Origin of the sequence: Natronospira sp. (assembly GCF_007134575.1) — a bacterium.
Classification (GTDB): domain Bacteria; phylum Pseudomonadota; class Gammaproteobacteria; order Natronospirales; family Natronospiraceae; genus Natronospira; species Natronospira elongata.
Map to the genome: position 1 here is coordinate 1 of NZ_SLKM01000227.1, position 12,685 is coordinate 12,685.

The 12,685-nt window shown below is 61.0% G+C and carries 10 protein-coding genes; 7 read left to right on the top strand and 3 right to left on the bottom strand.

Annotated elements, in window-relative coordinates; genetic code table 11:
• Positions 1–180: 180 nt before the first annotated feature.
• The gene (locus ACJWXQ_RS09030) at positions 181–1,722 is read right to left on the bottom strand and encodes an aldehyde dehydrogenase family protein (RefSeq protein ID WP_406672634.1); all 1,542 of its coding nucleotides are present in this window, start codon (positions 1,720–1,722) and stop codon (positions 181–183) included.
• 241 nt (positions 1,723–1,963) lie between these two features.
• Here ACJWXQ_RS09030 and ACJWXQ_RS09035 point away from each other — a divergent pair, with 241 nt between their 5' ends.
• Complete coding sequence (locus tag ACJWXQ_RS09035) at positions 1,964–3,352, top strand: class II 3-deoxy-7-phosphoheptulonate synthase (RefSeq protein WP_346050945.1); 1,389 nt, start codon at positions 1,964–1,966, stop codon at positions 3,350–3,352.
• Between the two features lie 14 nt (positions 3,353–3,366).
• Here the strand turns inward: ACJWXQ_RS09035 and ACJWXQ_RS09040 are convergent, their stop codons facing one another.
• Both ACJWXQ_RS09040 and ACJWXQ_RS09045 read right to left on the bottom strand, forming a co-directional pair.
• Entirely contained in the window at positions 3,367–4,338 is a 972-nt protein-coding gene (locus ACJWXQ_RS09040) for a patatin-like phospholipase family protein (protein WP_346050944.1), read from the bottom strand.
• Positions 4,335–5,249: a LysR family transcriptional regulator gene (locus tag ACJWXQ_RS09045; protein ID WP_406672635.1), complete on the bottom strand. Its 915-nt coding sequence runs from the start codon at positions 5,247–5,249 to the stop codon at positions 4,335–4,337. Before ACJWXQ_RS09045 ends, ACJWXQ_RS09040 begins: the two co-directional genes overlap by 4 nt.
• 114 nt (positions 5,250–5,363) lie before the next feature.
• Between ACJWXQ_RS09045 and aceB the strand changes: the two genes are divergently transcribed.
• The 6 genes from aceB to uvrC all read left to right on the top strand — a co-directional run.
• On the top strand, positions 5,364–6,974 hold the full coding sequence (gene aceB / locus ACJWXQ_RS09050; RefSeq protein ID WP_346050942.1) for a malate synthase A: 1,611 nt from the start codon (positions 5,364–5,366) through the stop codon (positions 6,972–6,974).
• A 12-nt stretch (positions 6,975–6,986) separates the two neighbouring features.
• Entirely contained in the window at positions 6,987–8,300 is a 1,314-nt protein-coding gene (gene aceA, locus ACJWXQ_RS09055) for an isocitrate lyase (protein ID WP_346050941.1), read from the top strand.
• A 138-nt stretch (positions 8,301–8,438) separates the two neighbouring features.
• Positions 8,439–9,770 (top strand): NADP-dependent isocitrate dehydrogenase, encoded by a 1,332-nt coding sequence (gene icd, locus ACJWXQ_RS09060; protein ID WP_346050940.1) that lies wholly within the window; start codon positions 8,439–8,441, stop codon positions 9,768–9,770.
• Between the two features lie 132 nt (positions 9,771–9,902).
• Entirely contained in the window at positions 9,903–10,574 is a 672-nt protein-coding gene (uvrY, locus tag ACJWXQ_RS09065; protein ID WP_406672636.1) for a UvrY/SirA/GacA family response regulator transcription factor, read from the top strand.
• On the top strand, positions 10,574–11,227 hold the full coding sequence (locus ACJWXQ_RS09070) for a uracil-DNA glycosylase (RefSeq protein WP_346050938.1): 654 nt from the start codon (positions 10,574–10,576) through the stop codon (positions 11,225–11,227). Before uvrY ends, ACJWXQ_RS09070 begins: the two co-directional genes overlap by 1 nt.
• Before the next feature lie 4 nt (positions 11,228–11,231).
• On the top strand, positions 11,232–12,685 hold a 1,454-nt coding region (gene uvrC / locus ACJWXQ_RS09075), incomplete at its 3' end, for an excinuclease ABC subunit UvrC (protein WP_406672637.1).

The window sequence follows — 12,685 nt, forward strand, 5'->3', positions numbered from 1 at the left end:
AGCCCCGCCTTGTCACGCCGGGCGACCCGCTACACTCGTCTTCAGAACCGCTGCTTGAGATTTCTCGAGCATCGATTTCGGGACCAGAGCACCCAGGAGCCATTCTGACTCTAATGCGGCAGAATGAAAAAGGCCCGCCGAAGCGGGCCTTTTTCACGTTCGTGATCCCGAAGGAGGGGATCAGCCCAGGTCGAACTTGATGCCCTGGGCCAGGGGCAGGTCGCTGCCGTAGTTGACCGTGTTGGTCTGGCGGCGCATGTACTGCTTCCAGGCGTCGGAGCCGGACTCGCGGCCACCGCCGGTGTCCTTTTCGCCGCCGAAGGCCCCGCCAATTTCGGCGCCGGAGGTGCCGATGTTGACGTTGGAGATGCCGCAGTCACTGCCTTCACAGGACAGGTAACGCTCGGCATTCTGCAGCTTGTCGGTGAAGATGGCCGAGGACAGGCCCTGGGGCACATCGTTCTGCATCTCGATGGCCTCATCAAGGGTCTTGTAGGACATGATGTAGAGAATCGGCGCGAAGGTCTCGGCCTGAACGATGGCCATATCATTGCGGGCCTTGACGATGGTCGGTTCGACGAAATGCCCGTCACCGTCGATGCGCTTGCCGCCGCAGAGAATCTCGGCATCCTTCTCGCCTTTGATGGTCTCGATGGCTGCCTCGTAGTTCTTCACGGCCGTCTCATCGGCTAGCGGGCCCATCAGGGTGTCTGCGTCCAGGGGATTGCCGATGCGCACGGTCTTGTAGGCGCCCACCAGCTTCTTGGTCAGCTCGCCCACGATGCTCTCGTGGGCAATGACGCGGCGGGTGGAGGTGCAACGCTGGCCGGCGGTACCCACGGCACCGAAGGCGATGGCCGGAATGGCCATGTCCAGGTTGGCGGTTTCGTCGACGATGATGGCGTTGTTGCCGCCGGCCTCGATCAGGTAACGGCCCAGACGGCCGGCCACGGTGGGAGCCACCTTCTTGGCCACTTCACTGGAGCCGGTGAAGGAGAGCAGGTTGACCCGCTCGTCTTCCACGAAACGCTTGGCCAGTTCGTTGGTGTCGTCGGTGAACAGACTGAAGATGGCGGGGAAGCCGTTCTTTTCCAGGACTTCATTGCAGAGCTTCTGCACGGCCACGGAAATCAGCGGGGTCTTGGGCGAACCCTTCCACACATTGGTGTTGCCGCAGACCGCGGAAATGAAGGTGTTCCAGGACCACACGGCCACCGGGAAGTTGAAGGCGGTGATCACGCCCACCAGGCCGAGGGGATGCCACTGTTCGAACAGACGGTGGTCGGGGCGCTCGGAGTGGGTGGTCATGCCGTAGAGCATGCGGGACTGGCCGACGGCGAAATCGGCAATGTCGATCATCTCCTGAACTTCACCGTCGCCTTCCTGCTTGATCTTGCCCATTTCCAGGGAGACCAGGCTACCCAGCTCGTCCTTGCGCTCACGCAGGGCTTCACCCATCAGGCGAACCGCTTCGCCACGCTGGGGGGCGGGGATCTTGCGCCACTCGCGGAACAGCTCCTTGGCTTCGCGAATCACGGTTTCGTATTCGGCCTCGGTGGTCACCCGGACCTTGCCCAGCAGTTCGCCGGTGGCCGGATTGTAGGATTCGAGGAAACGACCGTTCTTGTCTTCCAGCCAGCCGGACTTGGCGGCGTAGGTGCCGGGGTTTTCGGCTTCAAGGCCGAAGGCGGCGAGAATGGATTTGGGATCAAGCTTGCTCATCAGGTTCCTCCCGGAAAAATGACTGTCGCCGGCAGGCAGCTAAAGCGACGGGCCTGCCGGTGGGCGAATTTAGGGTGATGGTGCATCAGATTCGGGAACCCCCCTGGTTCCCGGGCGTCCGACGGGATAATGCGTATTGTGCCAAGAACGGCCGCAATAGGCCAGCCAGGGCCGCCTCTGGCAGGGTATATGCCGATACCTTCCTTGGCCGTCTTCCCTGAATAGGTGTAAGATTCCAAACATGAATCAGAAAAGCCGCAAACCCGCCGCTCACCGCGAAAACTGGCGCCCCGACGGCTGGCAGGACAAGCCGGCCCGCCAGCAACCCCAGTATCGGGATGCAGCCGCGGTTGATTCCGCTGTTGGTCGCCTGGGGCGTCTGCCCCAGTTGGTGACGCCTGGCGAAATCGAGGCCCTGAAGGCCCAGATTGCCGAGGCGGCCCGTGGCGAGCGCTTCCTGCTTCAGGGTGGCGATTGCGCGGAAAGCTTTGATGATTGCACCGGCGACAATATCGCCAACAAGCTCAAGATCCTGCTGCAGATGAGCCTGGTACTGGTGACCGGCATGCGCAAGCGGGTCACCCGCGTGGGCCGGATTGCCGGCCAGTACGCCAAGCCGCGGTCGGCCGATATGGAGACCCGAGAAGGTGTCACCTTGCCGAGTTATCGCGGTGATCTGGTGAACCGGCCCGAATTCAGCTTCGAGGCCCGTGAACCGGACCCCGAGCTGATGCTGCGCGGCTACGAGCGCGCGGCGCTGACCCTCAATCATATTCGTGCCCTGGTGGACGGCGGCTTTGCCGACCTCCATCGCCCCGACAACTGGGATCTGGATTTCGTCCGTCATTCACCGATGGAGCAGGAATACCGCCAGATCGTGGATTCGGTGCGGGATTCCCTGCAGTTCATGGAAACCATTGCCGGTGGCCGGGTGGCGGGTAGTGACCGGGTGGATTTCTTCACCAGTCACGAAGCCCTGCATCTGCTTTATGAGCAGGCCCAGACCCATCGCATGGGACCGGACGGGCGCTGGTACAATATGTCCACCCATTTCCCCTGGATCGGCATGCGCACCGCCGAAGTGGATGGGGCGCATGTGGAGTATTTCCGCGGCATAGCCAACCCCGTGGCGGTCAAGGTGGGGCCGGGGATGTCGGCGGAGCACTTGCGTGAATTGATCGAAATCCTCGATCCCATGGATGAACCGGGCCGGTTGACCCTGATTCACCGGCTCGGTGCCGGCAAGATCGAAGAGGGTTTGCCGCCGTTGATCGAAGCGGCCCGTGAGACCGGTCGAACGGTACTGTGGAGCTGTGATCCCATGCACGGCAACACTGAAAAGACCCAGTCGGGCTACAAGACCCGTCGGGTGGAAAATGTCTTCTCCGAGCTGGAACAGGCCTTCCGTATCCATCAGGAGCTTGGCAGCTACCTGGGTGGCGTGCACATTGAACTGACCGGTGAAAATGTCACCGAGTGCGTGGGTGGGGCTAGCGGCCTGACAGAGAAGGATCTGGAGCGGGCCTACCGCTCACAGGTGGACCCGCGTCTCAATTATGATCAGGCACTGGAATTGGCCATGCGAGTGGCTGGCTACCGCCTTCGTCATGGCACTCATCGGGTGGCTTGATCGGAAGTCCGGCCTCAACCGCTGTTTAGCATCGTCAGCTCATCCCGGACCCGTTCCACTGCCTTGAGGCCACCTTGGATCGCCTCGGGGGCGCGATCGAATTCCATCAGGCGGATATGGGCCAGGCGAGGGGTGATCATGATATCCGGCGGATCGCCGGCCATTCGGCTGCGGGTGATGCGGTCCTGAACCACGTTGATGGAGCCGGCCATGACATCGAACAGGCCGGGCTCATCGGTTTCCTCCCGGCTGGCCACGGATGAGATCAAGTGATCCAGCCTCACTCGCAGGCCGGTCTTCAGGCGTCCAACCACTCGTCCCATGAGGGCGCCGCCATGGTGGGATGATGGCAAGTCATCCGCTGGCGATTCCCCTTCGTCCCTGGACGACGACACCGCCGGCGCTTTTCCCCGGCGATCAAAGTTGCGTCCGATGATGTCGCCATTCAGATTGACGGCAATCACGACATCCGCCCCCATGGCCCGGCACAGGGAGACCGGCACCGGGTTGACCAGGCCGCCGTCAATCAGCCAGCGATCGCCTTGCCGGATCGGCGCGAACAGGCCGGGCAGGGCAATGGAGGCGCGAACCGCTTCCAGCAGGGAGCCCTCTCTAAGCCAGATCTCCCGGCCACTGTTAAGATCCGTGGCAACCGCGGCAAAGGGCTGGGCCATTTCCTCGATCCGGGTGTCTTCGACCCGATTGCCAATGGCCTTCATGAGCTTGTCACCGCGCATGAAGCCGCCACCACTGAGACGGGCGTCCAGCAGGCGAAGGATGTCCATCCTGTCCAGATGACTGACCCAGTCTTCCAGCTCTTCCAGTTGATCTACCGAATGAGCTGCCCCGACCAGGGCGCCAATGCTGGTGCCGGCAATCACATCGGGTTTGATTCCCAACGCCGCCAGACCACGCAAGACACCGATGTGGGACCAGCCACGAGCCGATCCACTGCCCAATGCCAGACCAATGCGGGGCTTGCTCATACTCTCGATCCTCCGAAGAAATCCTTGTCCATCAGCCGAATGAAGGCCTTGGCCTGGGGCGTCAGGAACTTGCCTCGTCGTGTCACCACGCCATAGGTCCGGCTCTTGAAGTAGCGTCCCATGGGGCGGACATGCAAATTCTCGCTACCATCGAGGCAGATATCGGTAACGATGGAGATGCCAAGGTTGAGTTCAACGTATTTCTTGATCACTTCCCAGCCGCCGGCTTCCAGGCGGACTTCGTAATCCAGTTCATGTTGCTCAAAGACGGATTTGACCATCCGCCAAGTGCTTAGGTGTCGGGGAGGCAGGATCAGCCCGTATTGACTGATGTCGTCGAGACTGAGCTCGTCCCGGGCCGCCAGGGGGTGTTGCGGCGCGGCAATCAACATGGGGTCGTAAGTGAAGATCGGGCGATAGGAGATGTCGTCGGGGACATCCACCATGGAACCGACAGCGAAATCCACTTCGTCCGCCCTCAGCATGTTGAGACCATCCCGGCCAGTCACATTGTGCAGCCGGAATTGCACCTCGGGGTAGTCATTGGCGAAGCGCTCCACGAACTGGGGCAGGAGATAGAGCAGTGTGGATTCACCGGCGGCGATATCCAGCTCGCCATGGGCCGGGTTGCCACAACGAGCAGCGAAGGTCTCCGGCAGCGTCTCCATGCCCTCAACCAGGGGCAGGGCGATTTCCAGCAGGCCTTCACCCTCGGGGGTGAGCTTGATCTTGGGGCCCCTTCGTTCGAACAGCATGACCCCGAATTCTTTTTCCAGGGCCTGAATCTGCATGGAAACGGAGGGCTGGCTCAGCTCCAGCTTGTCGGCGGCGGCACTGATGCTGCCCAGCTGTGCGGTGGTGCAGAAGCCGCGGAGCTGGGAGAGGCGATTCTGGCGGCTGCGGGGTTTCATGGGGGCGCTCCATCATAAGCAATAGCAATACTTCAAATAAGCATAATTGCATTGTTCGATATTAAACAGCCGTTTTATTGTGCCTGCAAGTCAGATCACAGGAGGCTTGCAGCCATGTCCATCGCAGACGCGCCGAGTACCGCTCCGGCTCTTGAATTCAAGGCCGATCCCCCTGCGGGCAGCGACCACATCCTCAGCGAGGAGGCCCTTGCCTTCGTGGCGGACCTTGGCCTGCGCTTCGGGCCCCGGATCTGGACCCTGCTGGAAGCCAGACAGGCCCGGCAGGCGAGATTTGATCGCGGGGCTGCGCCCGATTTTCTGCCCGAGACCCGTGCGATTCGGGAGCAGGACTGGACCATCGCCGAGATTCCCCCGGTTCTGCAAGACCGGCGGGTTGAGATCACCGGCCCAGTGGACCGAAAGATGATCATCAACGGCCTGAATTCGGGGGCGCGGGTGTTCATGGCCGATTTCGAGGATGCCTCCAGTCCCACCTGGTCGAACATGATCCACGGCCAGATCAATATCCATGACGCGGTCCGCCGTCAGATCGATTTTGAGGACGAGCGGGGCAAGGCCTACCGCTTGCGCGAAGACAGTGCCGAATTGATCGTTCGGGTCCGCGGCCTGCATCTGCCGGAGAAGCATTTGTATCTGGATGGGGCGCCTCTCCCGGGTGCCTTGCTGGATTTCGGCCTGCATTGCTTCCATAACGCCCATGAGCTGCTGAAGCGCGGCTCCGGCCCCTGGTTCTACATCCCCAAGCTGGAGCACTGGCAGGAAGCGGCGCTGTGGTCCGAGATCTTCGCCTGGGCGGAATCCCGTCTGGGACTGGCGCGGGGGACGATCAAGGCCACGGTTCTGATTGAAACCCTGCCGGCGGTCTTTCAGATGGACGAAATCCTGCACGCCATGCGGGAACACATCGTCGGTCTCAATTGTGGCCGCTGGGATTACATCTTCAGTTACATCAAGGTCTTTCATGCCCATCCGGACCGGGTCCTGCCGGACCGGGAGCAGGTGGGCATGACGGTTCCCTTCCTGCGTGCCTATTCGAAGCTGTTGATCGACACCTGCCACCGCCGCGGTGCCCTGGCCATGGGGGGCATGGCGGCCCAGATCCCGGTGAAGGACGACAGCCAGGCCAATGAAGCCGCCTTCGAGAAGGTTCGCGCGGACAAGGAACGCGAAGCCGGAGACGGCCATGATGGCACCTGGGTGGCCCATCCCGGCCTGATCCCGGTGGCGCTGGGAATCTTCGATCAAGCCCTGGGTGATCGGCCCAATCAGCTTCATTACCGTGATCCGGCACTGTCAGTCGATCGTGAAACCCTGCTGGCCCATCCGGAGGGAAGCATTTCGGAGCAGGGTCTGCGGGGCAATATTGATGTAGGGCTTGAATATACCGCCGCCTGGCTGGCCGGCCGGGGCTGTGTACCCATCCGCAACCTGATGGAGGACGCGGCCACCGCCGAGATTGCCCGTTCCCAGCTGTGGCAGTGGATTCATCATCCCGGGGGTGTCCTGGACGACGGTCGCCAGATCACCCCGGAGCTGTTTTCCAGTCACCTTGAGGAGAGCCTTGAAGGCCTGCTCAAGGTGGCGGAAAAGAAGGGCCTGGAAACAGGCCATTGTGAAGACGCGGCGAGATTGTTCCGACAACTGTCCGAAAGCCCGGAATTCGCCGATTTTCTGACCTTGCACGCCTACGACGTCATCGCCTGACAGGGGGTATCCATGACTGATCAACGACCCAACGCCAATCAACTCCAGCAGGACTGGAAGAGCAATCCACGCTGGGAAGGCGTGGTCCGTGATTACAGCCCGGAGGAGGTGGTCCGCCTGCGGGGCAATGTGGCCATTGAGCACACCCTTGCCCGTCGCGGGGCTGAAAAGCTGTGGAAACTCCTAAAGGAAGAGGATTTCGTCAATGCCCTGGGGGCCCAGACGGGTAATCAGGCCATGCAACAGGTCAAGGCGGGCCTCAAGGCGATCTATTGCTCGGGCTGGCAGGTTGCGGCGGACGCCAATACCGCTGGCCAGATGTATCCGGACCAGTCTCTGTATCCGGTGGACAGCGTTCCCAACCTGGTGCGTCGGATCAACAGCGCCTTCCAGCGCCTGGATCAGATCAACTGCATGGAAGGGCGGCATGATCAGGACGTCTATGCCCCCATCGTGGCCGATGCCGAGGCAGGCTTTGGTGGCGTGCTCAACGCCTACGAGCTGATGAAGCACATGATCGAGGCAGGCGCCGCCGGTGTTCATTTTGAAGACCAACTGGCCTCGGCCAAGAAGTGCGGCCACATGGGTGGCAAGGTGCTGGTCCCCACCCAGGAAGCGGTCCAGAAGCTGTCGGCGGCGCGCCTGGCCGCGGACACCCTGGGCGTGCCCACATTGATCATCGCCCGTACCGACGCCAACGCCGCCGGTCTGCTGACTTCCGACCTGGACGAACGGGATCAGCCATTCTGTACCGGCAAGCGGACGGTCGAGGGCTTTCACGAAGTTCGCGCCGGGATCGATCAGGCCATTGCCCGCGGGCTGGCCTATGCGCCCCATGCGGATCTGCTGTGGTGCGAAACGGCCCACCCGGACCTGGATGAGGCCCGCCGCTTCGCCGAGGCCATTCATGCCAAGTATCCCGGCAAGATGCTGGCCTACAACTGCTCGCCTTCCTTCAACTGGCGCAAGCATCTGGACGATGACACCATCGCCCGCTTCCAGAAGGAACTGGCGGCCATGGGCTACAAGTTCCAGTTCATCACCCTGGCCGGCTTCCATGCCCTCAGCCACAGCATGTTCCAGCTGGCCAAGGGCTACCGGGACCGGCAGATGTCCGCCTATGTGGAGCTGCAGGAAGATGAGTTTGCCGCCGAACAGGATGGCTACACCGCCACTCGCCATCAGCGGGAGGTGGGGACCGGCTACTTCGACGCCCTGAGCCAGGCCATTGCCGGTGGCAAATCCTCCATTACCGCCCTCAGCGGTTCCACTGAAGACGAGCAGTTTGAGGATAAAAAGCCCCAAACTACCAAGGTGGCTTCCTGATATTCGGACCGGGAGCAGAAATGACGGGTCGGCTCGGCGCCGCCCCGTTTTTTTGACTGGGAGCCGGGGCTTCGGGGAGCCCCAGTCATAGAGCCGCTGTGCTAGGATAGGACGCCGACAGAGCACGCGAGGGCCCCCATGAAGTTTGACAAGATTGACGTGCCCGAACAGGGCGAGAGAATTCGGGTCAATACCGATAACAGCATCGAGGTGCCGGATCATCCCATCATCCCCTTTATCGAGGGTGACGGGATCGGCATCGATGTCACGCCGGTCATGAAAAACGTTGTGGATGCCGCCGTGGAAAAGGCGTACGGGGACAGGCGCCGCATCCACTGGATGGAAGTCTTTGCCGGTGAAAAGGCCCTGGAAAAGTACGGCGAGGGGCAGAACCTGCCGGAAGACACCCTCCATGCCCTCAAGGATTTCGTGGTTTCCATCAAGGGGCCGCTGGGAACGCCCATTGGCGGCGGTATCCGCTCTCTGAACGTCGCTATTCGTCAGTTTCTGGACCTCTATGCCTGCGTCCGGCCGATCCAGTATTTCCCTCCGGTGTCCACCCCCATCAAGACTTCCGAGTTGACCGACATGGTGGTCTTTCGGGAGAACACCGAGGATATCTATGCGGGGATTGAATGGCCCGCCGGCAGCGACGAGGTTCGCCGGGTGATTGATTTTCTCACCCGCGAGATGCATGTCACCAATATCCGCTTTCCGTCCAGTTCCGGCATCGGTATCAAACCCGTTTCCCGGGAGGGATCCCAGCGCCTGGTGCGCAAGGCCCTGAATTACGCCATCGAGCATGACCGGGTCTCGGTCACGCTGGTGCACAAGGGCAACATCATGAAGTACACGGAAGGAGCCTTCTGTGACTGGGGTTACAAGGTGGCCCAGGAAGAATTCGGGGCCGAGCTGATTGACGGGGGTCCCTGGTGTCAGTTCACCAACCCCAGGAATGGCGAGAAGATCGTGGTCAAGGATGTGATCGCGGATAATTTCCTGCAGCAGATTCTTCTGCGTCCGGAAGATTATGATGTCATCGCCACGCTTAATCTCAATGGGGACTATATTTCCGATGCCCTGGCGGCACAGGTTGGCGGGATCGGCATTGCACCTGGCGGCAATGTGGGTGATGGCGTGGCCGTGTTCGAGGCGACCCATGGCACGGCACCGGGCTTTGCCGGCAAGGACCGGGTCAATCCTGGATCGATCATCCTGTCAGCCGAAATGATGCTCCGCTACATGGGCTGGACCGAGGCTGCGGACAAGATCCTGAACGGCATGCGGGACACCATTTCGAGTAAGACCATGACCTATGATCTGGCCAGGCTTCGAGAGGCGATTCGCAGACCCAAGCGGGATTTGGCCAGCCGCCGCAATGTGGAAGAAGCGGTGCAGGAGCTGATCCCCGGGGCGACTCTCGTGGGTTGCTCGGGTTTTGGTGAGGCGGTCATCAAGAACATGAAGTAAGCGCTAGTTCTGAATAGAACAGGATGATGACGCAGGGGAGGCGGCATTCTGGGATCGGCAGTGGATGCCAGCAGCGGCGGTGGAGGCCCGAATTGCTCCATCGCCATGGAATTGACCTTAGGGGACGAAGTCATGTCAATCCGTGTGCTACTGGTGGATGACCATGCGCTGGTTCGTACCGGTATCCGCCACATCCTGGATGAGTCCACCGGCATTGAGGTTCTGGCCGAGGCGTCCTCGGGCGAGGAGGCCGTGGACATGGCCCGCAGCGAGAAGCCGGATGTGGTCCTGATGGATGTGAATATGCCCGGCATTGGTGGCATGGAGGCGACTCGGAAGATTGCGGCAGTGGCGCCGGAGACCAAGGTCATTGTGGTGTCCGTGCATGCCAGCGATCCTTATCCCTCCCGACTCATGGAAGCGGGCGCTCAGGGTTATCTGACCAAGGATTGCTCCGGGGACGAGATCGTCACTGCCGTCCGTCGGGTACATGCCGGTGAGCGTTATCTCGCCGCAGAGATTGCCCGCAAGCTGGCGGACAGTCTGTTGTCCGGCGGCAAGGACACACCGCTGGATCAGCTCTCCCAGCGGGAGTTGCAGGTCATGCTGATGATCATTCAGGGCCACAGCGTCCAGTCCATTTCCGACAAGCTCTTTCTCAGTCCCAAGACGGTGAGTACCTACCGGCATCGTCTATTCCAGAAACTCGATGTTGAGAATGATGTGGGCCTGGCTCGATTCGCCATCCGACACGGGTTGCTGGAAGAGGGGCCCATGGATGCCGACGAGCCCGGCAAGGCCTGATGGGCAGGCAGAACAACATTCGTCCCCGGGCCTTCCGGCCTGACTGTCGTGCCTGCCCGCGACTTCGCAGCTTTCTGGACGGTGTTGCCGAGGAATACCCCTCCTACCATGCCGCACCGGTCGCGCCCTTCGGTGACAGCAACGCCCGCTTGCTGATCGTCGGTCTGGCGCCTGGCATGCATGGGGCAAACGCCACTGGCCGGCCCTTTACCGGGGATTTCGCCGGAATTCTCCTCTATCAGACGCTCCATGATCTGGGACTGTCCAATAAGGCGGTGTCCGAACATGCCAATGACGGTCTGCGCTTGAAGCACTGCCGCATTACCAATGCCGTCAAATGTCTGCCACCGGAGAACAAGCCGGTGGCCAGTGAGATCAAGCAGTGTGCAGGGTATCTGCGACATGAGCTGGATGAACTGCCGCGGCCGGGGGTGGTCCTGGCGCTGGGCCGGATCGCCCATGAAGCGGTGCTGCGGGTTCTAGGGTGCCGTCAAAAGGATTACCCCTTCGCCCATGCGGCCGAGCATCGCCTGGATGATTCCCTTTGCCTGGTGGACTCCTATCATTGCTCCCGCTACAACACCCAGACCCGACGCCTGACAGAGAAAATGTTCCAGCAAGTCGTGGCGAGAGCCCGAGATCTATTGCCCTGAATCAATGAGTGAAGAAGCCGGGGAATTTGATCACAAGGCCTTCCTCGGGAGCCTGACAACAGGACCCGGGGTGTATCGCATGTTGTCTGCCCAGGGGGATATTCTCTACGTCGGCAAGGCCCGCAATCTCAAGCGGCGGGTGGCCAGTTATTTTCGCAAGAATCATGACAGCCCCAAGACCCGTGCCCTGATGGTCCAGGTGGAGCGGGTAGAGGTGACGGTGACTCACACCGAAACCGAAGCCCTGATCCTGGAGAATAATCTCATCAAGGCCCATCGTCCCCGCTACAACGTGCTCATGCGGGACGACAAAAGCTATCCCTATATCCATCTCTCCGGTCACACGTATCCTCGGCTGAGCTTTTATCGTGGCACTCGCCGGGAGAAAGGACGTTTCTTTGGGCCCTATCCCAGCGTGGCATCGGCGAGGGCCGCGATCAGTGAATTGCAGAAGCTGTTCAAGCTCCGTCCCTGCACCGACAGTTTTTTCCGTAACCGATCGCGTCCCTGTCTGCAGTATCAGATCAACCGCTGCACGGCGCCGTGTGTGGCCTATATTTCGGCGGAGGAATACGCCCGCGACGTGGAAAACGCCATGCTCTTCCTGGAAGGGCGCAATCAGGACGTCATTGACCGCCTGATTGCCCGCATGGAAACGGCCTCCGAGGCCTTGGCCTTCGAGAAAGCAGCGGAGTTGCGAGACCAGGTGGCAAGGCTGAGACAAGCCCAGGCACGCCAGTATGTGACCGGCGATCAGGGGGATTTCGACGTGCTTGCGGTTGCCCGCCATGGCGATATCTTCTGTGTCGCCATCATCTATATTCGCGGCGGTCGGAACCTCGGTAGCAAGACCTTCTTTCCCCGGGTGTCCATGGACCATGAAGAGCGCGAGGTGCTCGCGGCCTTTCTGCCGCAATACTATCTGGACCGGGATGCTCCCCGGGAAATCATTACCGCCCATGCTGTTCCCGACGCGGCGGTTCTGGAAGCGACACTGAGCGAAAAGGCCGGACACAAGATTGGCATTCGGCATCGGGTACGCGGTGATCGGGCCCGGTGGCTGAAAATGGCAGCGGAAAATGCCAGCCAGGCCGTTGCCAGTCGCCTGGCCACGGACCGCCATGCGCGCCAGGCCCTGGACGCCCTTGCCGAGGCCCTCGGTCTGGAGGAGCCGCCACGGCGGATGGAATGCTTTGATATCAGCCACACCAGTGGTGAATCCACCGTGGCCAGCTGTGTGGTCTTTGAAGAGGGCGCACCGGCCAGCCAGGATTACCGTCGTTTCAACATGCGCGGTGAGACCGGGGGTGATGACTACGCCGCCATGGGCGAGGCGCTGGAGCGACGTTACACCCGGTTGCAGAAGGGCGAGGGGCGGCTGCCTGATCTGTTGCTGATTGATGGTGGGCGAGGGCAGTTGTCGGTTGCGGAGCGGGTAATGGAAGATCTGCAGGTGGA